22 protein-coding genes are annotated in these 23,270 nt (G+C 44.8%); 16 read left to right on the top strand and 6 right to left on the bottom strand.

Going from position 1 to position 23,270, the window contains the following annotated elements; genetic code table 11:
* Positions 1-52: 52 nt before the first annotated feature.
* The 14 genes from FBF61_RS06995 (at position 53) to FBF61_RS35020 (ending at position 16,040) form a co-directional block, all read left to right on the top strand.
* Positions 53-1,501: a lipopolysaccharide biosynthesis protein gene (locus FBF61_RS06995; RefSeq protein ID WP_138476487.1), complete on the top strand. Its 1,449-nt coding sequence runs from the start codon at positions 53-55 to the stop codon at positions 1,499-1,501.
* Positions 1,502-1,507: 6 nt separating this feature from the next.
* Positions 1,508-2,569 (top strand): nitroreductase family protein, encoded by a 1,062-nt coding sequence (locus tag FBF61_RS06990; RefSeq protein ID WP_138476486.1) that lies wholly within the window; start codon positions 1,508-1,510, stop codon positions 2,567-2,569.
* An 8-nt stretch (positions 2,570-2,577) separates the two neighbouring features.
* Positions 2,578-3,753, top strand: coding sequence for a polysaccharide pyruvyl transferase family protein (locus tag FBF61_RS06985; RefSeq protein WP_138476485.1), 1,176 nt, complete (start codon positions 2,578-2,580; stop codon positions 3,751-3,753).
* Positions 3,754-3,769: 16 nt separating this feature from the next.
* Positions 3,770-4,684: a glycosyltransferase family 2 protein gene (locus FBF61_RS06980; protein WP_138476484.1), complete on the top strand. Its 915-nt coding sequence runs from the start codon at positions 3,770-3,772 to the stop codon at positions 4,682-4,684.
* Between the two features lie 55 nt (positions 4,685-4,739).
* A complete protein-coding gene (locus FBF61_RS06975; protein ID WP_138476483.1) occupies positions 4,740-6,047 on the top strand; it encodes an O-antigen ligase family protein in 1,308 nt (435 codons plus the stop codon).
* A 65-nt stretch (positions 6,048-6,112) separates the two neighbouring features.
* Positions 6,113-6,907: a glycosyltransferase family protein gene (locus tag FBF61_RS06970; RefSeq protein WP_138476482.1), complete on the top strand. Its 795-nt coding sequence runs from the start codon at positions 6,113-6,115 to the stop codon at positions 6,905-6,907.
* A gap of 23 nt (positions 6,908-6,930) precedes the next feature.
* Positions 6,931-7,599 (top strand): acyltransferase, encoded by a 669-nt coding sequence (locus FBF61_RS06965; RefSeq protein ID WP_205748243.1) that lies wholly within the window; start codon positions 6,931-6,933, stop codon positions 7,597-7,599.
* A 58-nt stretch (positions 7,600-7,657) separates the two neighbouring features.
* Positions 7,658-8,827, top strand: a complete 1,170-nt coding sequence (locus tag FBF61_RS06960) for a glycosyltransferase (protein WP_138476481.1) — start codon at positions 7,658-7,660, stop codon at positions 8,825-8,827.
* Positions 8,828-8,860: 33 nt separating this feature from the next.
* Positions 8,861-9,424 carry a putative colanic acid biosynthesis acetyltransferase gene (locus FBF61_RS06955; protein WP_138476480.1) on the top strand — a complete coding sequence of 188 codons (564 nt, stop codon included), beginning with the start codon at positions 8,861-8,863 and terminating at the stop codon, positions 9,422-9,424.
* Between the two features lie 648 nt (positions 9,425-10,072).
* Complete coding sequence (locus FBF61_RS06950) at positions 10,073-11,401, top strand: WcaI family glycosyltransferase (RefSeq protein WP_138476479.1); 1,329 nt, start codon at positions 10,073-10,075, stop codon at positions 11,399-11,401.
* A 155-nt stretch (positions 11,402-11,556) separates the two neighbouring features.
* The gene (locus tag FBF61_RS06945; RefSeq protein ID WP_138476478.1) at positions 11,557-12,921 is read left to right on the top strand and encodes a sugar transferase; all 1,365 of its coding nucleotides are present in this window, start codon (positions 11,557-11,559) and stop codon (positions 12,919-12,921) included.
* A gap of 123 nt (positions 12,922-13,044) precedes the next feature.
* Positions 13,045-14,079: a hypothetical protein gene (locus FBF61_RS06940; RefSeq protein WP_138476477.1), complete on the top strand. Its 1,035-nt coding sequence runs from the start codon at positions 13,045-13,047 to the stop codon at positions 14,077-14,079.
* A 61-nt stretch (positions 14,080-14,140) separates the two neighbouring features.
* Positions 14,141-14,914 (top strand): YjbH domain-containing protein, encoded by a 774-nt coding sequence (locus tag FBF61_RS35025; protein WP_229214944.1) that lies wholly within the window; start codon positions 14,141-14,143, stop codon positions 14,912-14,914.
* The gene (locus FBF61_RS35020) at positions 14,898-16,040 is read left to right on the top strand and encodes a YjbH domain-containing protein (RefSeq protein WP_229214943.1); all 1,143 of its coding nucleotides are present in this window, start codon (positions 14,898-14,900) and stop codon (positions 16,038-16,040) included. The genes FBF61_RS35025 and FBF61_RS35020 overlap by 17 nt, the downstream gene beginning before the upstream one ends.
* Here the strand turns inward: FBF61_RS35020 and FBF61_RS06930 are convergent.
* The 6 genes from FBF61_RS06930 to FBF61_RS06905 all read right to left on the bottom strand — a co-directional run bounded on the left by FBF61_RS06930 (position 16,034) and on the right by FBF61_RS06905 (position 21,118).
* Positions 16,034-16,453: a response regulator gene (locus FBF61_RS06930; RefSeq protein ID WP_138476476.1), complete on the bottom strand. Its 420-nt coding sequence runs from the start codon at positions 16,451-16,453 to the stop codon at positions 16,034-16,036. The two genes, FBF61_RS35020 and FBF61_RS06930, sit on opposite strands and share 7 nt — an antisense overlap.
* A 10-nt stretch (positions 16,454-16,463) precedes the next feature.
* Positions 16,464-17,756 (bottom strand): sensor histidine kinase, encoded by a 1,293-nt coding sequence (locus FBF61_RS06925; RefSeq protein ID WP_138476475.1) that lies wholly within the window; start codon positions 17,754-17,756, stop codon positions 16,464-16,466.
* Between the two features lie 6 nt (positions 17,757-17,762).
* On the bottom strand, positions 17,763-18,083 hold the full coding sequence (locus FBF61_RS06920; RefSeq protein ID WP_138476474.1) for a circadian clock KaiB family protein: 321 nt from the start codon (positions 18,081-18,083) through the stop codon (positions 17,763-17,765).
* Positions 18,080-18,379, bottom strand: a complete 300-nt coding sequence (locus FBF61_RS06915; protein WP_138476473.1) for a circadian clock KaiB family protein — start codon at positions 18,377-18,379, stop codon at positions 18,080-18,082. Before FBF61_RS06915 ends, FBF61_RS06920 begins: the two co-directional genes overlap by 4 nt.
* Before the next feature lie 28 nt (positions 18,380-18,407).
* Positions 18,408-20,117 (bottom strand): circadian clock protein KaiC, encoded by a 1,710-nt coding sequence (gene kaiC, locus FBF61_RS06910; protein WP_138476472.1) that lies wholly within the window; start codon positions 20,115-20,117, stop codon positions 18,408-18,410.
* Positions 20,118-20,476: 359 nt separating this feature from the next.
* Positions 20,477-21,118: a response regulator gene (locus FBF61_RS06905; RefSeq protein WP_138476471.1), complete on the bottom strand. Its 642-nt coding sequence runs from the start codon at positions 21,116-21,118 to the stop codon at positions 20,477-20,479.
* A gap of 308 nt (positions 21,119-21,426) precedes the next feature.
* Here FBF61_RS06905 and FBF61_RS06900 point away from each other — a divergent pair, with 308 nt between their 5' ends.
* The gene (locus tag FBF61_RS06900) at positions 21,427-22,281 is read left to right on the top strand and encodes an oxidoreductase (RefSeq protein WP_138476470.1); all 855 of its coding nucleotides are present in this window, start codon (positions 21,427-21,429) and stop codon (positions 22,279-22,281) included.
* Positions 22,282-22,325: 44 nt separating this feature from the next.
* Positions 22,326-23,225 carry a helix-turn-helix domain-containing protein gene (locus FBF61_RS06895; RefSeq protein WP_138476469.1) on the top strand — a complete coding sequence of 300 codons (900 nt, stop codon included), beginning with the start codon at positions 22,326-22,328 and terminating at the stop codon, positions 23,223-23,225.
* Positions 23,226-23,270: the final 45 nt, after the last annotated feature.

Genomic DNA, 23,270 nt, shown 5'->3' with positions numbered 1-23,270 from the left:
TACTTATTGGGCAAATGTCATTTGACCAAATGAAGGGCCCTAAATCAGATATATGGATAATGTAAAGAATTTGGCTGTAAAAGGAGCATTCTGGAATGGACTACAACTCATTGTAAATGCTTCCTTCACCTTTATTATAAGGTTGGTTTTAGCCAAATTGCTATTGCCTGATCAGTTTGGATTGGTAGGAATGGCGACGGTATTTACCGGTCTGATCCAGGTTATCAATGACCTGGGAATCGGAGCGGCGCTTATCCAAAGGAAGGATGATGATCTGAATGAAACTCATTTCCATACTGCTTTCTGGACCGGTGTGATATGGTCGGCATTTCTATATGTAATTATAAGCTTCGCGGTTGGGCCTTTAGCGGCTTCTTTTTATGGCGAACCATTGCTTAACAAGCTTATTCCGGTCCTGAGCATAGGTATTTTGTTCAGCCCCGTGAATATGGTTCATAAAGCGCAGCTCACAAAGCAGATGAATTTCAAGAAAATGGCTTTCATCGACAACGTTTCGAATATTGTTGTCGGCTCGGTAGCCCTGGGACTTGCATTTTTGGGAGCGGGCGTATGGTCACTGGTTTTTAATTCCGTTGCTTCCTATGCCATTGCAATGCCCCTTTATTTTATCGCTACCGGCTGGCTTCCCAAGCTGATCTGGAACAGTGAGTCATTCAAGGATGTATTCGGCTTTGGCGTGTATACTACCGGGACCAATATTGTTAACTATGCCATTAACAGCGTTGATTATCTTTTCATCGGAAAGCTGTTAAGTACAGAAGCCCTCGGGGCCTATACTTTTGCTTTTATCCTGACCGACACTTTTAAATCGAGGTTGATGGGGGTCATTAACAATGTGATGTATCCGTTGTACGGAAAAAAGCAATCGGACCCGGAATCGTTGAAACGGTATTACCTGAAAGTTGTCAATTATAACAGCATTATCGTTTATCCGATCATGGTACTGTTATTTGGTTTAGGCGAACCGCTCATTCTCAATTTTTTCGGGGAGAAATGGATCATGGCTATTCCGCCTTTGCGGATACTTTCTTTGTCAGTGATGGTGGCGATGATGGTTAACAGCAATACCTCCCTGATCCGCGGAATGGGAAAACCCGAGCTGGAATTAAAACTCCAGTTTGTCAAAGCCCTGATATTTATTCCCACGTTGATTATCGGTATTTACTATTATGGTATTATCGGTGCAGCCTGGGCAGTTTTGATCAATAAAGTTATTGCCGTCCTGATCGCACAATACACATTCAACCGTTTGCTGCATATTTCCGTAGGCACTATGGAATTTCTGAATGCAGTGAAAGAACCATGGATCGCCTCCGCAATTTCCTATCTGGCATTGTACTTTCTCTACCAAGTTGCAGGCGTACATTATATCATATCAGGAATCCTGTTTATGATCGTCTACTGCGGGGTGATTTATGTAATGTTATACGGAGAATTAAAGTCTCAGTTGCAACAATTGAAACTGTCTTCCAAACAGTAAATTAAGATGATTAAAAATATCAAAAATCAGCTTCGGCTCGCTAAACGTACTTTGCTGACAGAAACTTTGCCCAGGCTGTGTTACAGGTCGGAAAGATTGTCTTCAATGTATTATTTTCTGTTTGATAATTCATTTTCCCGTGAACACAGGGCAGTACTTTCTGGTACTGTAAAGCATATCAGCGAGGTTAAGAAGACCAAAAATAATTACTTTCTTTTGGTCAGGAATACGCACAGAATTGAAAAAGGGCTTCTGATGCGCCCGAAAAGAGCAGTTTTTGGAAAAGAATATATTGGCGAAACCATCGAGTGTTTTTCGGGTGTCTGGAACCCGGACCAGATTGAGACAAATGCGCAGATGAAATGGTTTTACGACGTGCTTTCCGAGTATTTTTCAGGTGCCAAGGAAGACACTTATGTCAATTCGCTTTATGAGCGTTTCAAGCAAATTGTATCCGAATCCTACGAAAGTAAAGATGCGCCGGCCGCCGTCAAATCGGTACCATATATTCGCCAGGCCAACAATTTTGCACAGATTCCTTTTGATGAGTTTTACAAACTTACCAAGCAGCGCAGATCGGTGCGCTGGTTTCTGAATAAGCCGGTTCCGAGAGAAATCCTGGATAAGGCTATTCTTGCCGCAAACCAGGCACCGAGCGCATGCAACAGGCAGCCTTTTGAGTTCCGGATTTACGATGACCCTGAATTGTTGAAAGAGGTGGTGGGCTATCCGATGGGCATTAAAGGATACGGCCATAGCATACCGGTTTTGATCGTAATTGTCGGAAACCTGGACGCATATTTTGAAGAAAGGGACCGGCATGTCATGTATATCGATGCATCCCTTGCATCCATGTCGCTGATGCTGGCGTTGGAAACCCTTGGATTGAGCAGTTGTTCAATTAACTGGCCTGATATAGAAAGTCTGGAAAGAAAAATGGAGAATTTTCTCAAAATCGAAAAATACCAGCGCCCGATTATGTGCATGGGAATCGGCTATCCCGACCCTGAAGGAATGGTTGCTTTTTCTGAGAAAAGACCTTTAGAGCATATTAGAAAATATAATTGATCAATATTATGAAAGTATTAGTAGTAGGCGGAGAGTTTTCTAATAAAGGTGCGGAATTAATGATCCATAGTGTAAAGGATCAGATCTCTAAATACCTTCCTGATGCTGAACTCTACCTAAGTCCGACTCTGGCGAAAAAAGAGAGAATACTGAAATCCGGGTATAGCCCGCTGAACTTTCCGTTATTTCATGTCGGATATAAAAAACCTTCCACATTTAATCTGAGTTTCAAGTATCCGTTCCTGATGAAAACCTATCTTGGTTTGAAAAATGGAACCAGCTTTTCCGGCCCGGTCAGTTTGAAAGATATCGATGTGGTATTTGATATTTCGGGATATGCATTTGCTGAAAAATGGGGAATGAAACCCATCACAAATCTTCTTTCATTGATTAAGGAAGTAAAAAAGAACAATACAAAATATATTTTTCTTCCGCAGGCATTCGGGCCTTTCAGTGCAGGACAATTGCCTGTAATTGAGGAATGTATCGAATCCGCGGATTTAATGGTTGCGCGGGACAAAAGTTCCTTTGATTATCTGAAATCTGTGGTGAACAGCCCGAAAATCAAGCAGCATCCGGATATTACTTTATCATTTTCCACTACTTCTGCCGCAGATTCAAAGGGTGCTGAGAAACGGTATTGCTGTATTATTCCTAATGTCAGGATGCTGGATAAAACAGGTGATGCATGGAAAAATGATTACGTGTCTTTTTTACTCGATTCGATAAAATATATCCTGGATCATTCGACTCTGGATGTCAAAATCGTAAACCACTCTGCAAGCGATGATCTTGAATTGGTGAATACGCTTTTTGATTCTTTTAAAGACAATAAAAGGGTGTCTACATTTCTGGAACTTGATCCGGTTTTGCTGAAAAAAGTATTGTCTGGGTCTTACTTCAATATTGCATCGCGCTTCCATGCAGTGGCATCTTCACTATCCAAATCAGTGCCTTGTATCATGACATCCTGGTCACACAAATATCAGGAGCTGGCGGGCGAATATAATGTGAGGAATTTCTGTCTGGCTCTTCCTGATAAAGAACAGATACATGGTTTGATCGATCAGCTGATCCCCGAAGAAAGTAACCAGCAGATCCGGAAGGAGCTGCTTGATATTAACATTCAGGTGGAGCAAAAGAATAAAAAAATGTGGAATCAGATACTTGAAGTAGTAAGCTAATTAACGCCTTTTTTTTATGAAAATATCCATTGTTATACCGACATACAATCGCCTTCCACTGCTCAGGGAAGCCCTGGAAAGTATATCATTACAGACCTATGATAATTACGAAGTAATCGTCGTAAATGATTTTCCGAGTCAGGGTGAGGATATTTCATTGCTTTGCAGCCAGTTTGACAAAGTCCACGTAATAAACCAACCGGTTTCCAGGGGCGGAAACGCAGCGAGAAATGCAGGTATTACGCGGGCAAAAGGCGATGTGATCGCTTTTCTCGATGATGATGATACTTGGTCTGCGGAGAAATTATACAAGCATGTTAAAATCCATACCCAGAATCCTGAAGCCGGACTCGTGTATTCCAACTGTACCTATTTCTGGGAGAACGGCGTACTCAATGACGAAGTATTTCCTACTTCACTGCCGGATGATATTGTAAAGGAAATGTGCGCCGGCCGGTTTTGCCCTGCTACTACTACCGCAGTCACCGTTAAACGAGAATGTTTTGAGAAGGCAGGATTGTTTGACGAAAGCCTGGTTTCTTTTCAGGACTGGGACATGTGGTTTCGCATTGCACACAACTATTCTTTTGTATTGATAGACGAGCCACTTGTCAGGTTCAGGCAGCATTTCGGGTCACGGGTTTCCTATGATATTGACAAAAGATTAACCGGCTTGAAACAGATCACTACAAAATGGGCGGAGTATCTTGATGGTACCGATTTTTATAAAAAGCAAAGACAAAATACTTATTATAAATACACAAGGCAGCTCATTCTCAGCGGGAAAACAAAGGCTGCATTTACAGCTTCTTTCAGGATGCTTTTCCTGAACAATATTGTGAGGTCGGCAAAGCTTTTTTTGAAATTACAGATTATGATAGTGGCCAAGCCAAAACTATTGCGGACGGCAAGTGTGCTGGCAGGCCGGTAATTGGGCTCCGCTATTTTTCTGATTATGTGAATGTACCCTAACCGGTTATAGACCATTGAGCAAGAGATTATTTTATAAGGTAACGACATTTTTATTTGCGCTCATTTCGGGTTTCAAAGTCAACTTTGTGGGCCAGCTGGGTGCGAATGAGATTTTGGCCGTGCTGGGCAGCACGTCTGTAAAAAACTGGAAAAAATTGTATTCTGATATTCCGGATCTGCAAAGGGTGAATATCGGTTACCTCGTGTTTCTTGGTTTTCAGATGTTGAGTGATCTGATAAACCACTCGTCCATGGAAAATATGATGCGGGGGCAGGCGAATATTATTTTTGCTGTGATCGTTACTAATTTTCTGGCCCGTATGATTTGGAAGAGCCCTGATAGTATCATTTACTATTTTGTAGGAAGTATTCTGAGTACAATGATCTGGAAAGCGAGCAATGTCGAAGATATTGGTTTGGAACAGATGAGTGTATTTAAGTTTACTTTGGTTCCGATGATGAATAGCGGGATGCTGATTATCACCTGGTATTTATTGAAGAAGAATATCCTGTCCAAGATGGGGTTGGCTTCTGTTCTGATAGCCTACGGGATTTTTTGTATTGCATTTGACGCACGTTCCAACGGGATGGTGTTCGTTGTGCTTTCCATGCTTTTTTTCTTCAACTCAAGAATCCCCAGAATCACTTTTAAGAATGCATTGATGATGCTGGTTTTCCTGGCTATTTTTTTTCAGGGATTGTTCAGTATTTATGTTTGGCAGGTTCTTGATGGGCAGATAGGAGGGTATCACTCCAAAAAGCAGCTCGAAATGCTGGAAGACCCTTACAATCCGATGAATTTGTTGATCAGAGGAAGGTCTGAAACCTATGTTGCGCTGCTTGCTATTGGTGACAAACCAGTTTTTGGCCATGGTTCCTGGGCACCTGATCCCGGTGGGAAATACACCTATATGGTTTTGAAATTACATAATGACGAAGAAACTTTCGAAGGTAAATTTGAAAGGGCAAACGGAAAATTTATCATTCCAAGCCATTCGATCATTTTCGGTTCCTGGATATCGGCGGGGCTCGGAGGTGTGCTCGCTATTTTGTTTGTGATGTATTCGTTTTATCGCAGGGCTTTTGCGATGATCGTTGACCCGGATATACAGTATAGTGAATACACGATTATCCTGTTTTATTTCATGATTTATCTGGCTTGGACGTTTTTGTTCTCCCCGCTGCCGCACATCAAACAGAGTATTCCTATTATGCTGGCGTTTGTCCTGGTCATTTACAGAAAATACGAATTAATGCGTCATGAAGAGGAAGACGAGGAGAATGAGGAGGAAAGTTTGGAAGTACAGGAGTATTCCGAATAAGCGCCCGGTGTAATTTACCGCAGTTGTTTTATAGATTGTCAAAAGATATAATTGAAAACCCTTCCATGGAGAAACTTAAAGATACGCTGATCGTTACGGCAACGCTTGGTAACCGGCCCTCTCTGGATGAGACGGTGAAGTCGGTAGAATCGCATGGTAACGGCAGAGTGGAGCATGTGATTATCGCCCCGAAAAATGCCTTCGAATCTTTATCAGAGAACTATCCGAATCTCAACATTATTGCCGAACCGGATACTTGCCGCGGAATATACCAGGCGCTCAACCACGTGTTTAATTTGCTGGGACGTGATTATAAATATCTGGGGTTTATCAACGACGATGATCTGTGGACTGAAAATTACCCGACATTGTTTGATATCCTGGATAAAAATGAAAGTATTGATGTTGCTTACGGCCGTGTATGTTTTGTAGATGAAAATCTTAAAAAGATAGGAGAGCAGACTTCTTTTCCGTTCTATAAATTTTTTCCTGATCTTCTTACCAGAGATATCATTTTGTTTACCCAACAGGCAACATTGATGCGGAGCGGACTATACTTTAGTGAGAAAGGTTTCGACGAGAGCTTCAAACTGGTGGCTGACACGAAGTTCTGGCTGTCAGCTATTCGGAATAAGGCAAAGCTGAAAGCAACCCGGAAAATTTGCGCAAAATATACGATTCAGAAAGGACAGTTATCTTCCAATAAAGAACTGCAGGGAAAGGAGCATCAGGAATTGTTAAAGATGGTGCCGCAACGTAACAGAAACAGGGCTGGGATCTCGGTTTTATTATTTCGTCTGTTTAATATCAGGATTTATCTTGAGCGTTTTTTTATCAATAGATCTGTATACCGCGCGTAGTTTATTTTATGTTAAAAAGTATTTTGAAGCTCATTGTTCTTATCGTCAAAGTCGTCATTATACCGTTTCCCTGGTTTTTAAAGAGACGGCTTCTTTCCGTTTTTTTTGGCTATAAAATACACCCGACAGCGAAAATAGGATTGTCATTTTTCTATCCGGAGAAACTGGAGATGGAAGCCAATGCCTATGTAGGACATTTCAATGTGGCGATCAATTTGAATTTAATTTTGATGAGAGAAAAATCCTGCATCACGCGCAGCAACTGGATCACTGGGTATCCGCTTGGCGATGACAGATATTTCGCCGACAAGCTGGAAAGAAAACCCGTTCTGATTTGTGGAAAGGACTCTGCCATCACTAAAAACCATATGGTGGATTGTACTGACACAGTCACGATAGGGGACTACACTTCAATTGCCGGATATGGCACACAGATTCTTACACATTCCACTTCAATAAAGACCAACAGACAAGATTGCGCACCCATTTTTATTGGTTCTAACTGTTTTGTCGGTACACGGTCCATTCTTCTGCCCGGCACTTCATTACCAGCTCAGTGTGTGTTGGGCGCAGGCTCGGTGCTGACGAAGTCATTTACAGAATCTTTTTGTCTTTATGCCGGTTCGCCAGCTGTATTTATGAAAAATATGGACAGGACCTATGCATTTTTCCATAGAACAAGCCGGGGCTGAGACGAGTCCGGACAGACGTTAAATCAATCTTTCAAGTGCTTAGTTACCAGTATACTTAATGAAAATTCTTCATGTTCTATCTACAATTGATCCGAAGGCCGGCGGAGTAAGCCAGGCAATGAGGACAATGGTCAAGGGGCTGGCAGCCCGGGAAGTAACAAGCGAGGTGGCTTGCCTGGATGCCGGTGCGCCGGAAGGATATCCGAAAGATGATTTTCAAGTGTTCTTTTTGGGCCCGGGTAAAGGACCCTGGTTATATAATGCGAATTTGCTTCGCTGGCTGGAAATGAATATGCAGCATTACGAAGCAGTTGTCGTTCACGGTTTGTGGCAGTACCATACTTACGCGGTTTATCAGGCCGGTAAAGCAGGGGAAGGTAGCGGTCCGGCCATATTTGTGATGCCGCACGGTATGCTGGATCCCTGGTTTCAACGCGCTAAAGGAAGGAAAGTGAAGGCGATCCGCAACTGGATTTTCTGGAAGCTGGTTGAACGTAAACTGGTCAACACTTCCCGCGGACTGCTCTTTACTTGCGAAACGGAGAAAGAACTGGCAAAGGAGACATTTTATCCCTATAACCCAAAGTCTGAATCGGTGATCGGGCTGGGTATCGAAGCTCCTCCGAAACTGTCGGCAGAAAGCGTCTGCAACTTTCGGAAAAGGTATCAGCTTGAAAATAAAAAATACCTGTTGTTTCTGGGACGGATCAATGTCAAAAAGGGAGTAGATTTACTGGTCAAGGCCTATATATCCTTAAAATCAGAGGGGCACGATTTACCGGCGCTGCTCATTGCGGGTCCGGACTCCGACACTCCCTACGGTGAGGAAATCATACGGCTCGCCGCGAAGGATGAGCATATTCTCTTCCCGGGGATGTTAACAGGGGAAGACAAATGGGGAGCGTTTTATGGTTGCGAGGCTTTTGTCCTTCCCAGTCATCAGGAGAATTTCGGGATAGCTGTGGTTGAGTCGCTGGCGTGCGGGAAGCCTGTGATCATATCCGACCAGGTGAATATCTGGAAAGAGATCGAAGCTGGAAAATCAGGAATTGTCAGCCCGGATACCTATGAGGGTGTGCGTGCCGCGCTGCTGCAGTGGCTGGAGATCGGGGAGGAAGGAAGGAATTCTTTGGGCCTTCATGCAACTGAAACATTTACATCAAATTTTGCGATCGATTCTACCGCAAAAAAGCTAAAATCGACCCTCGATATGAATATCAGGAAATAGCCTCGAAATTGAATCACGAAAATCCCTCCGAAAATGTACCAGCAGCTCAATAAATTTCAGTTACCAGCTAACTTTCGCAGCCGATCCGGCTGGTATGTCCAGCTTTGGTGGATTGTTCAGTCACTTTTGTTTAAAACTTCACCACAGTTCATGTATGGCTGGCGGCGGTTTCTAATGCGGGCTTTTGGTGCCAAAATCGGTAAAGGGGTTATTCTGCGGCCAACCATGCACACGCAGTTTCCCTGGGAAGTTACGATAGGAGATTACAGCTGGATCGGCGATGAAGTGGTTTTGTACAGCCTTGGCGCGATCAAAATAGGGAATAATGTAGTCATTTCGCAGCGCAGCTACCTTTGTACGGGCACGCACGATTATCTCAAAGATAACTTCGAGATTTTACGACAGGAAATCGTTGTAGAAGATGAGTGCTGGCTGGCCACCGATGTGTATGTGGGGCCGGGAGTTACTATCGGCAAAGGTACGGTAGTAGGTGCCAGGGCATCTGTTTTCAAATCTTTGCCTGGAAACAAAATCTGTACCGGTTCGCCCGCGCGGGCCGTACGCGACCGTATTCCTGGTGGGGAATCTGCCGAATAAAGTACTTTTTCCGAGATTGTTCGCCCGTTTCGCAACAACTTTTTTTTTCTGCAAAGCATCTCTCTGTTGAACCACGTATTGGTAATGTTATATCCGTGCAGACGTAACCTGAGGTGATTTAAAAAACTTTTGACGCGTTCGTATTCGTTATTTTCGGAGGATCACCAAATCCGGGGAATGTGATTTTTTGTTTGTAGAACTACCGGTTCACGATTTCGTATTTTGTACTGAATTTCTTCAAACATGGTGCTGGTGAGCAATCTGAAAGATTAATTATGGATATTCTGCGGAACTCCGCCGTCGGATGCAGCAACGACTTACTTAACTATTCCGGGATCGTGCAGATGGAGGAAGGCTACTGATTTTCGAGGAAAGCCTGGCAATATGCTTAATCCAATAGATATTTTGACTTAACCAATTTCTACAAATAAAATTAAATAATTCTACATCAATATTTGGAATTACTATATTTAAGTGCTAACCTTGTTGTAGTAATATATGTTGTTGTTAACAGAAAGTAATTGTAATAAAGTAATACGAAGAATAGAATAGAGTTCAGTCGTATGGATCAAATATGCTGGTTGCTTTTAATAATTTGACAAGTCCGCTTAACTAACTGATTAGTAATATCAAACATTCCTCAACCATATGCGAATAGTAATCTTTGGCATAAACTATGCTCCGGAACTCACGGGAATTGGAAAATATACGGGAGAAATGGCTGCGTGGCTTGCGAAGCAAGGACATGATATGACTGCAGTGACGGGCTTGCCCTATTACCCGGAGTGGGAGATCCACGATGGCTACAAAAAGAAGTGGTGGGTGAAGGAAAAGGTTGAGAACGTTAACATATATAGGTGTCCGTTATATGTACCTAAAAATGTGACGTCCATCAAGCGTATCATACATGAGTTTTCGTTTTTGCTGGGTATGTTGCCGGTGTGGCTAAAATTTCTGTTTGGTAAAAAGCACGATCTGGTGATCTGCGTATCCCCGCCTTTCCACCTCAGTTTGATGCCTTTATTTTATGCAAAAATCAGAGGAGTTAAATTCATCACGCATATTCAGGACCTTCAGGTTGATGCAGCCAAAGATCTGGGAATGATAAAAAATGAACGTGCGCTTGACATTATGTTCAAGCTTGAAAAGAAGATATTTGAACTTAGCTCGGCGGTTTCGACCATCAGTCCGGGGATGAAAAATAAAATTACAGCAAAGGGTATTGATGCAGGAAAGGTGGTTTTGTTCCCTAACTGGGTAGACGAAAACGTGGTTTATCCGATGCGGAAATCGCAGTCTTTAAGAAATGAATTCGGTATAGACCAGGATGCGAAAGTTATACTTTATTCGGGTAATCTGGGTGAAAAACAAGGCCTGGATGTGATTGTAGATGTTGCAAAAAGTTTCCGGACGCAGAAGAACGTGGTGTTTGTGATCGTAGGATCGGGTGGAGGAAAAGAAAAACTCATCACCCTGGTTAATGAGTCGGGACTTACCAATATCAAGTTCTTTCCGCTTCAACCTTACGAAAAAATGTCAGCTCTGCTGGCAACCGCGGACCTGCACCTTGTTTTACAAAAACAGTCCGCATCGGACTTGGTGATGCCAAGCAAGCTCACTGCGATTCTGGCAGCTGGCGGATGCCCGATCGTGACTGCTACACCCGGCACGACCCTTTACGATGTGATATCAAAACATAAAATAGGCATTCTGATCGAACCTGAGTCGTCAAGAGCGTTAAGGGAATCCATAGAAACAGCTTTGAATTCAGACCTTACCGAAATCTCTAAAAATGCGAGAAGGTACGCGGAGCAGTATCTGAGCAAAGAAACGCTGCTGAGTTTTATAGAAGCATCTCTGAACGATATTATAGGAAACGAGCCGGTGGCAGTGCCTGCTTACCTGGAATTGGAATACGGACGGGTGCAGAGATCGGAAGTGATGCCAATGTCTACGACCTATACCAAAGCTTCCTGAGTCCCTTTCAAAAACATTAATCAATTAATAAATCATAGAGTCGGTTGTTTTCGGTAAAAAATCTGAATGCAGCAATATTGAAATACAAATGGCCAGCCGTTGGCCGGGAATGTAAAAGGATCAGGTAATAAATTTACTCAACGCTACTACTTTTTATGAAAATCCACTACTTCGGGCTTTTGCCCAATGCGCTTCGCTGGATAGATGTAGCCATACTCAATGTTTCCTTCCTCGTAGCCTATTTCTTTCGTTTCGATGAATTAGATACATTCTCGGAAAAAGATTATATCAACCTGATGCTGGTTACCAACCTCGTCTGGATCTTCACGACCTACGTTTTTAAAACATATTCCGTTCCACGTTCTGTTTATCATTTTTCAGAACATATGGTGGGGCTTTTGAAAGCAACGTTATTGCAGGGAGCGGGGATCATGGCATTTTTATACCTGGCTAAACTGGGCGAGGAGTATTCGCGCTATCAGTTTCTGATGACTTACGGGCTGTTTATCTTCCTTGCTACGGCTAGCCGTTACGCAGCTGCCTCTCTGATGAAGCTTTACCAGGAAACAGGCCATCATTGCAGACGCTATGCCATCGTCGGGAAAGGCGATCTGGCTTCTCTGATCAACAAGTTTTACGATGACCGCAAGGAGCTTGGTTACAAATTTTACGGCACACTAGAACTGAACGAAGAGAGTAAAATTGACAAACTGGAATCGATTGTCCGTGAAAATCATCTTGATTATATCTACTGCTGCCTGTCGGAAATGAATGACGAACAGGTTCGCGACATCATCCGGATGGGCGAACGTCAGCGGACGCAGATCAGGCTTATACCCGACTTCCGCGGCTTTATGACCAACATGGCCATTATCGAATACCATGATATGTACCCGGTTATTCAGGTGAATACCAAGCCATTTTCAAGTGTCAAGGAACAACGAATCAAGCGCATATTTGACCTGGCTTTCTCCGCCGTAGTGATAACAGTGGGCGCGCCGGTTTACATTCTGATCGCAATTGCCGTGAAAGTTACGTCCAAAGGGCCTATTTTCTACAAACAAAAGCGGTCGGGGCAATGGGGAGAAATTTTTGAAATATACAAGTTCAGAAGCATGTACATGGATTCTGACAAATTGGGCATGCAACATTCACAGGGCGACAAAGACGCCCGGATCACGCCCGCCGGACGTATTTTGCGGAAAACACGACTGGATGAAATACCACAATTTTTCAATGTGCTCAAAGGCGAAATGTCTGTGGTAGGCCCAAGACCCCTCTTTAAATATGATGTGGACATGCTTATGCAGGCTGAACCACATGACTTCCAACGATTGCTGACTGTCAAGCCAGGGATCACTTCAATAGGCCAGGTTACCGTAGGCTATGCGGATAACGTTGCCAAAAATCTCGAAAGATTAAAGCATGACCTCGAATATCTCCAGTCATACAGTGTTTTTGATGATGTTCATTTGATATTCAGAACAGTACAGGTTATGTTTTCCGGTAAAGGAATTTAATTCCTGCCCGGCCCCCCTATAATCAAATCACCTTTTTACTTATAATTTTTAATCTATTGTTTCACTCAAAAATTTTTACTCACAAACCGTAAAAACGATTATTAACCACTTAAAATAAAACACATGAGAAAACGTTCGATTACACTTCTGACATACGGGCTTGCCCTGATGTTCCTGATGTACAACTGTAAGAAGAAGGACACTGATCCTCTTAAACCAGATGAAGGTCTTGTTGACGAAATCAATAAGATCGAAGTTGAGACAGTGACCCTGACGCCGCCTGCACCTGTTGTGGCAACAGAAGGTAAATTTGAAGCTTCTGCCGAAGCTGCCGCAGTTAGCAACGCCCTGGAAGAACTGAGCACGTCAGGTGTCGTACCTGAAAGTCTGAAAGCGGCCGGTGCCGGTGTTTCAGCCTCATTAACTCCGGAGGAAATTGCCACCATGTCTACCATCACTCCTGACGTACTCGCAGTTGTTGAAGGCGGAGGAGCGCTTCCTGCTAACCTGAAAGCTGTTCTTGACAAAGTCGCTGCTGATCCGTCGCTGTCTGTGTATCTCCCTAAAGTTACCTATCCGACAGTTGCGGGTGTGGAGATAAAGGCTCAACGTACTGCCGGTGTTGAAGCTGTTGAAGGAGTTGAAGGTGTTCTTGTAAATGATGCTTGTCTTGCCGAAGCTGAGGCTGCGTTCCAGGTAGTTAAAACGAAACTGGATGCTTCGCGTGACACACAGCTTGCAGCTGTGGCTACTCAATATGCTGCTGACATAGCCTTACTGGCTCCTGCGGAGGCAGCTTGTAACACGACTGCTACAACCAATGCCACTGCTCTGCGTACAGCAGCGAAAGCTGTCCATACAGAGGCAAGCGCTTCACTTGAAGCTGGTAAGGCGGTTCTGGGTGATCAGTTGTATACTTTGCTGAAAGCACTGACGGATATTAGCTATGTAGGATATCTGAGCTCTGTTAACACTCTGGAAGCTTCTGAAAAGCTGGCTTGTACTGCCAAAACAACAGCTGGAACTACGAACGCACAGGCTGCGCGTGATGCTAATACCACTGCGGTCCAAGCTGCTTATTCGGCTGCTCTTGCCGAAGCTACCGTTAAAAAAGGTGAACTGGCTGAAAGTTGCCATAATCAAGGTGGTGGACAATAATAGTTTCGTGACGTGTAATTTTATTAGGGGTGGTATTATATCATCCCTAATATTTCTTTGTATGCTGCCCGGCCTGGCCCAGACCAACATTTCCGGGAAAGCAGGGCTTATTTATACACCCGCAGCCCGTTATACAGAGGACGGCAATGTGGAAATAGGCGGACATTTTTTCCCCCGCGACTATGGTTTTGGTACGGACAACAGAAATCCGGGCCGCGTCATTTATATGAACCTTACCGTGCTGCCGCGTTTTGACATTAACATCAATATGCTGCAGCTGTTCAGTACCGATGAGAAGCCGGTGAAACAGGGCCTTGGCGACAGGCAACTTGATTTCAGGTATCTTATTTTGAAGGAAAAGGCGAAACAGCCTTCGCTGGCGGTGATCATGTCTACGCCTACCAGTATCAGCCCCACACTTCTTACACACGCACTTGTAGCAACCAAGAACGTGAAGATCACCGAAATTATCAATGCGGAGATCAGCGCGGGATATGGAAGTCCTTACCATATTTACAGGAAAGGAAGCACACTGGAAAATTACGGCCTGTTTGCCAATATGGTATTTGAGAAAAAAAACAAATACCGTCGTCACAAACACTATCTGGAAGGCCCCTTCGGCGGGGTGTCTCTTCAGTTTCGCAAAAAGTACGGACTGATGCTCGAATACGATTCCAAAAACATCAATGCGGGGGTATATGCTACCGTCCTGAAAAACTGGATCGTTCAGGCCGCTGTTTTAAACGCCGAGCAGATTACCTTTGGAACTTCCTACAATTTCTCTCTTTTGAAACTCCCTAAACGAATAATGAAGCTGCATGAAAAGCAAAATTAGTTTACTTTTTTGTCTGCTTCTTCTCAGTACATCGTACCTGGCTGCACAGAACGCCGAAAGTGACTCAAAACGGAAAAAGCTCAGAAAGAATTTTGAGAATGTGCAGATCGATACAAGTGCTGCCTTGGTTTCGTATGAACAGCGATTGTACCGCAATCCCTTCATCGGTTTATATGAAATGAAAAAAGCGCTGTCCGACTCACTCATCCATACTTATGTTCCCCTGTTTCAGGGTATTCCGATCGGGAAGTATACGTTGGGGGACGGGCTTGGTTACAGCGCTGTCTCGAACGCCGAACGCAAGCGCATCATCCGGGGCGACCGGTTTCCGCTTCAGTTTAACAAGTATAAATTCGACTTCTGGATACAGCCGTATTTTGCTGCTATCTTCGGGAACTTCGATAAGCCAGTTCAGAGCAATACCAGCGTGGCTTTGCAAAGCCAGTTTCATATCCTGCCTGGCATGTTGTTTCATTTTGGGGTTCTTTTCCCGATTGTGAACGATCTGGACAACCGGCCCAAGATCATCCGCCCTGCTCCGCTTTTCCTGAACCAGTTTTACGCATCAGGACATCATTTTTTCAGCGCGTCGGCTGGTTTTTTTCAGAACGACCAGTATGGTGTAAATTTGCAGTACCGGTATGCAGACCTCAAAAGCCCCTGGTCTTTCGGCCTGGAAGCTGGTCTCACAGGAGATTACTATTATCCGAGGGGAGGCATTTACTACGAAAATATGGACAAGCTCCTGCTCATAGCAGATGTGGCCTACAGGTTGGCTAATCCGGATATCACGTTTAAAGTTTCGGGTGGCCATTATCTTGCCGGGGATGTTGGCGCGCGGGTAGAAATGCTGAGACAGTTCAGCAGCATCGAGATCGGCTTTTATGCGATGACGACCACCAACGGCTCGACTATCGGCTTCAATTTTGCGATCCCAATTCCTCCCGGAAAGCTTATCCAGGGAGAACATGCGCGATTGCGGACAACTGATGAATTCAGATGGGAATACACCTATACGCGCGGCTATAAGATCGGGGAGCGTTACAGGCTGGGCTATCAGCTAGATCAGAAACTTCGGCAGTACCACAGAAATTATCTCAACAGGCAGTACAAACTGCTTCAATAGTCCGTTTTTTTTGCCGTATCAGAAAGGATGCGGTCGATCATCCCGTTGTATTCGTCCGGAGAAGAGGGTTTGAGCATGACCGATGCAGCACCGAGTTTCATACACTCGTCAATCAGCTTCTGCCCGATGTACGTGGAATAAATGAGGACGGGGATTTCATTGTAGCGGTTCCGGGAGCGCAGAAGAGCAAGCGTTTCTTTTCCATTGAGTCCGGGCATATTGTGATCCAGAATAATAATATCCGGAAGGTCATTTGCCGATGTGAGATTGTCCAGATACTGTATCACCTCAATCCCGCTGGTCGCTGCTGGAAGCAGTATGATATCTTCCCTGCCTTTCAGGAAATCCTCAAAAAACCATCTGTCGTCCAAGTCGTCGTCTGCCAGTAGTATTTTCGTTAGCGTAGCAGGCATGAATGGTCGATTAGCTTTTGTTTTGGTGCAAAGGTAAACGAATTATAAAACAAGAACCTTCTCCTTCTCTACTAATGGCGGAAATAGTTCCGTTATGTTTTCCGATAATTTTTTTACTGATCGCCAGGCCGATCCCGGATCCTTCGTACTGGTCTTTGGTATTCAGCCGTTCGAACAATGAGAAAATTTTATCTTGGTACAATTCATTAAAGCCAATACCATTGTCTGAAAATTGTATGGAAATTGCTTCCTGCGAATTCCCGTTCTTTGATACATGATCAGTTACCGAAGCATCCTGGCTCGTGACATGAATAACGGGAGGCACATCAACTTTACTGAATTTGATGGAATTGCTGATCAGGTTCTGGAAAACCTGTCTCATTTGCCCGCGGTTAACCTCGGCAGCCGGAAGGTCACCTATAATGACGGTGGCGTTTTTTTCCTGGATCATTATCTCGCAATCATCCACGACATCCTTAACGATCTCTGTCAGGTCTGTCAGGGCAAAATGGTCCGTGTGCGTCGACAGCTTTGAATAACTCAGAATGTCAATGATCATGGTCTTCATCCTGTTGGACGACGCGATTATCTTGTTCAGATACATTGCACTGTCCGCAGGAAGCTCATCACCGTGCCGGCTTCTGAGCATTGTTGAGAATATGGAAATCTTTCGGAGCGGTTCCTGCAGGTCGTGTGAAGCAACAGAAGCAAACTGCTGAAGATCGTGATTGCTTTTTTCAAGTTCTGCGTTGGCTTGTTCCAACCTCTGGTTATTGAGTTTCAGCAAAGTCTGGGTTTCCTTCTGAAAAGTGAGGTCTGTGATGATCACGCTCAGCGAGACACCTTCATCCAGGTCCAGGGTCGTGACAGAAAGCTGGCAGGGTACCAGCCGGTCCCCGCTTTTGATGCTGATCTCCGTTTTATTGTCCTCCAGCCAGCCACTTGAGAAAAGGTCATTGTAAATTTCCCTGAAACCGTCGGGGATAAAGCTGGCGAACGGCAGGCCTATCACTTTTGAAAGCGGAACGCCGGCGATAGACGCAAACATGGAATTGCAGTAGAGTATGATCCCTTCTTCATTAAGCGTTACAGCACCCTCGTTCATTTTTTCAATAAAAACACGATAGGTCTGATCGGCGGTTTTAAGAGTGTACAATTGATGTCGTCCGTCCTGATCGTTGACTACGAGCGCGTCCACCTGTCCGGTTCGGATAGCATGTATAGTTTCAGTGGCCTCCTCCAGTTGCAAGCGGAGACGTTCGTTTTCCGCCAACAGTTCCTTATAGGTCTTTTGCGTGCTCATGACCTGTCAAATTGAAATCCCAAGTCCTTTAAGGACTTTTTCGGTGTCCGACATGTCGCCGATCATCCTTTTTTCAGGAAGTGGATGGCTTTTGATCAACAGGGGGAGGGCCAGGAGCTGTTCCCGTTCTGCAATGTGCTTTTGCTGGTAAACATCTATTATTTCCAATGAATAATCGTCTTTAATATATTTTTCACAGATATCCTTGAGATTCACCACCGCCCGCCGAGAATTTAAAGATGCTCCCGTAACAAACAGGCGCAAAACGTATTGCCTTTTTTCATTGTCCAAATTCCAGTCGTCCTCACTAATTTTTTTCTGACTCATTCCATTTTTGTTGCAGGGCGTATATTCAAACCTACCAAAACTTTTTCTTCATTGGAGAGGTCGCCAATGATCTTACGGATGGGTTCCGGCACCTTTTTTACCAAAGTAGGAATAGCAAAGATCTGATCGCCTTCGGCCAGCTGCGGCTGCACGAGTAGGTCGATCACCTCGATGATGTATTTATCCTTAAGGTGGGTTTCGCAGTACTTTTTAAGGTTTGCCAGGGCTGCCACTGACTTTGCCGTCTTTCCAGCAACGTAGAGCCTCAGTTCCCAGATTTCTTCTAATTGTTCCATTTCGTTTTCGCCGGCCTGTGCCGTTTACCTAGTTATCGCCGCCCCGGTTTTTCTCGATCTCCCGTCGGCTTTTTTCCATCACTTCCTGCTTAAGCTGATCTTCAATATATGTTTTGTTCAGTTCCTCCTGTATTGACTCGAACTCTTCTTTGAGACTGGCAATTTTGGATTCCAGGACAACCCGCTTCCGCTCTATCTCCCGGTCTTTGCGGCTCAAGGCATGGCCACGAATCGCCTCGCCGGTTTCTTCAAGCAGTTGCTGCGCCTTGCGTGCCGATCCGGTAAGTACACCTTCAGGTCCCAAAAATACGTCTACCATATTAAGCCCTTCGTCCGAAATTACGAACTCCCTTACCTGATTGGAGTGCTTCATGCCACGTGATTTCATGACATAAAAGCCCCGGTTTCGCTCACCGTTGAACTCAATATCACGCACCAGCATCCAGGCATCCACGAGCGAAGAAATGCTCTCGTCTGTCTGCTCATTGACGGTGTCGTTCAGCGAAAGAGCTGTGAACATGACTGTGACCTGACGGGACTGAAGGAAGTCTATCAGGCGGATCAGGACACTTTTGACCTCGCTTGGTGTACCGACTGTGATCAGATTGGTGATCGGATCGAGCACAATCACGCTTGGGTTGAACTCGATTACCATTTTGTTGATCGCCAGCAGGTGCATCTCCAGGCCATTCAGCGTAGGCCGAGATGCGAAGAACCGGAGCAAACCGCTTTCCACATGTTGCTGTAAGTCAATATTGATCGACTGCATGTTGCGGATGATCTGTCTGGAGGATTCTTCGAAAGCAAAATAAATGCATCGCTCTCCATTCATACAGGTCTCGTTGGCGAAACATCCCGCAATGCTCGTCTTACCTGTCCCGGCGGTACCTGAAACGAGTATGCTGCTACCTCTGAAAAAACCTTCGCCGCCGAGCATTTTATTAAGTGCCGGAATACCGGAAGAAATTTTTTCCGTGGAAACATCATGTGACAAGGTAAGAGAAGTAACAGGGAGCACCCATATCCCGTCATTGTCGATCAGGAAAGGATATTCATTAGTACCATGCTCGGATCCTCTGTATTTAACGATCCTCAGAAGACGGGTAGATATTTTATTGGATACCCGGTGATCCAGCAGGATAACACAGTCGGAAACATATTCTTCAAGGCCGTGGCGCGTCAGCGTCCCTTCGCCTTTTTCACCGGTGATAATGGTAGTGACCTCTTTCTCTTTAAGCCAACCGAAAAGTCTCCTCAGTTCCGCCCGTATAATTGCCTGGTTGTTCAATCCGGAAAAAAGACTTTCTATCGTATCGAGCACCACACGTTTCGCACCTATACTGTCAATAGCATAACCGAGTCTGATAAAAAGGCCGTCGAGGTCGTATTCGCCTGTTTCTTCAATTTCACCTCTCTCGATGTGAACATGGTCAAGGCGGATCATTTTGTCCTGCTGCAATTGTTTGAGGTCGAAGCCCAGTGACGAAACATTCACCGCAAGTTCCTCGGCTTTTTCTTCAAAAGCGATGAAGACGCCCGGTTCGTTGTATTCGAGCGCTCCATGTACAAGAAATTCAATTGAAAAGAGTGTTTTGCCGCATCCGGCGGCGCCGCAGATGAGCGTGGGCCTCCCTTTTGGAAGTCCTCCATCGGTAATCTCATCGAGTCCGACGATTCCGGTTTTAGATTTAGGAAGTGACGGCAAATGTGCTCTGAAATTCGAGGGTTTAATGTTCATCTGGATATGCAGTTGTCAAAAAAAGCAAAATCTATCGGTTTAATGTGAGAATGTGGGACAAAAACTATACCAAAAGTTGCAGTGGTGCATAGCGCACGTGTTTCCCTTCACTGTTTTGGAGGGATTAACGCCTTTTTTAATGATTTTTTGTGAGGATTTGTCCGGCAGCACCATTTGCCGGTAAGCGGTCATTTCCCAGGGCGGGGGGTGTTATTGGCCGAAATTCCACAGTCTGAATGATGTTGGGGAGTATATACGACGGCAGGTTACCATTTTCAGGCAGGTCTGTACAAATAAAAAAGCGGTGTAGAAAACACCGCCTTATGATTGTCTGGCTGTATTAATCAAGATTTCAGTTTTCAGGACTGGCTTCCACTGTATAGTTGAACCTTGTTGAACATTTCGATCAGATTGGAAACTTCGAGCTTTTCGAAGATCCGGGTCTTGTAAGTGCTGACCGAACTGATCGTGATCTTCAGTTCCCCCGCAATTTCCTTCGTCCATTTGCCTTTCAGTAGCAAGTCCATTACTTCCATTTCGCGGGGAGAGAGGTACTGAAGAGGAGAGTCGTGGTTCAGCCCTGTTGTAGAAGTGTTATGTCCGAGCTGCTGCCTCACGGTAGTGCTGACATACCTTTCATCATTCAGGACGGCCAAAATCGCCTTTTTGATTTCCGCGTCAGGCGCCAGTTTGGTGAGGTAACCGTTGGCACCAGCCTTCAGGTAGTGCGGCGCGTAAAGGCTTTCATCTTTGGCAGAGAAAATAAGGATCCTGACACCAGGCTGTATCGCCCGGAGCTTCTGGATCATATGGTAGCTTTCCCCTTCCGGAATGGTCAGATCCAGCATTACGAGGTCAAACTGATCCGAAGCCAACTGATCCAGGCTGGCCCCAAATGACTGGGATTCATGTATATTAACAGGGCCCAGAATTTCATTGAGGATAAGTTTTGTGGCTATCCTTACAATCGCATGCGCTTCAACGAGAAGTATTTTAGTCATTGTGGAGATTTGGGAGTGAGAAAACCATCCAACAAATGTAGACATAATACTACACAATGTTGCTACTTATCGGCTAAAATATTTTAAAATTTTTTGATATAATTTTTGAATTACTTCTAAAAATGTCGTCGGAAGGCAGACCGGTTGCACGGTATTCGTTTGATTCATTCTTAAAAGTAGCCCTGCTTTTTACCCGATGTTTGAATTATACAAGAATGTGTTTGGAACTGGCAAGTGTACGGTCGGGTAGTCTGCATACTTTTGACTTAATAAATTCAAACAAAAAGCAATCATTTAAAACAAAGTCAATGGATAAGCAAGTATGGTTTGTGACGGGAGCTTCCAAGGGGTTGGGCCTGTCGCTGGTGAAGAAATTGCTGGCCGGAGGTTACCGGGTAGCAGCCACTTCACGTAATGTGGATGAACTGCAAAATGCGGTAGGAGTGAGGACGGAAAGGTTTCTTCCGTTGGCTGTGAAACTCACTGAAGAAGAAAGTGTTGCAGCTGCAATAACAAAAACAATAGCCCATTTTGGCTCCCTGGATGTGGTTGTCAACAATGCGGGATATGGTCTTCTTGGCGCTCTGGAAGAGTTGAGCGATGCGGATGCCAGGCAGAACTTCGATGTAAATGTGTTTGGCTCCATCAATGTGATCCGCAAAGCGCTGCCGCAGATGCGGGAGCAGCGGTCGGGGCATATCTTAAATATCGCGTCGATCGGGGGCTTTACCGGGGCCTTTCCGGGATTTGGCATCTACTGCGCTACCAAGTTTGCCGTACACGGATTTTCAGAATCTCTTGCCGAAGAGGTACGGCCATTTGGTATCCACGTTACGGTCGTGTCACCGGGTTATTTCAGGACAAACTTTTTGGAAGATTCGTCTCTCAATGTCCCTGTGAATGCAATTGACGCATATCAAAATGTGAGGGAGTCACAGAAAATACACCAGGAGAGCTACAACGGAAATCAACCGGGCGACCCGGACAAAGCTGCGGCGCTGATGATCGAGGTGGCCGGTATGCCCGAGCCTCCGGTCCACCTTTTCCTGGGACAGGATGCTTACGAATTGGCGGAAGCAAAGATCAGGGCTGTTCAGAAAGATATGGCCAGCATGCAAGTGTCCGCTACATCAACCGGTTTCAGCGAAACATTATTTTCCTGATCCCCAAAGTTTCCTGTGTGGATCAATTGTTTTAATTTTACAATATGACAAAGACAGAAACACTGGAAGATTTTTACCGGCAAAAATTCAACTGGATGCCGGAAAACATCAAAAAAGATATCGGTCATTTCAACGTGTTCAGGCTGGAAGACTGCATGGGTCCGGGTAAACCGCCCGTGCAGTACAGCCGGAGGGACTTTTATAAAATTGTCCTTATGCGTGGGCGGCATATTTATCATTATGCAGACAAAAGCCTTGAAGTGTTCGGAACAACCCTGTTGTTCTTTAATCCGGACGTGCCGTATACCTTCGAGCCATTGTCCGATGATTCGTCCGGATATTTCTGCATTTTCAAAGAGGCGTTTTTTAGTGAGCATCTGAAGAGAAGTGTCCGGGAACTGCCCATGTTTGCACTCGGAGGTAAGCCTGTATATGTGCTCAACACAGCCCAGGATAGTTATGTAGCCGGGGTTTTTGAGAAAATGGAAGAGGAAATCAAATCGGATTACATGTATAAATATGATCTGATCCGAAACTACATCACAGAGATCATTCACTATGCGCTGAAAATGCAGCCTACCGAAAATCTGTACCAGCATGTGGATGCGAATGCGAGGATTACGGCCGTTTTTACCGAGCTTCTCGAACGCCAGTTCCCGATCGAGTCTCCTACGCAACGCTTTTCGCTTCGTTCAGCACGGGATTTTGCCGACCACCTGACCGTACATGTGAACCATCTCAACCGGGCGATCCGCTCCACCACGGGTAAGACCACTACGGAGCACATTTTTGAAAGGTTAGCGGGAGAGGCCAGAGCCTTGTTAAAACATACGGACTGGAATATTTCGGAGATCAGCTATTGTCTGGGTTTTGAGGAACCCGCGCATTTTAATCATTTTTTTAAAAAACAAACCAATTCTACACCTTCCGCATTCCGGGGATGATACATACGGGCGTCGGCAAGCCTGGTAAGTATTACTCCTGATTTG

This window comes from Dyadobacter bucti (assembly GCF_005869225.1).
Classification (GTDB): domain Bacteria; phylum Bacteroidota; class Bacteroidia; order Cytophagales; family Spirosomataceae; genus Dyadobacter; species Dyadobacter bucti.
This window is presented reverse-complemented; position numbering and strand designations above follow the sequence as displayed.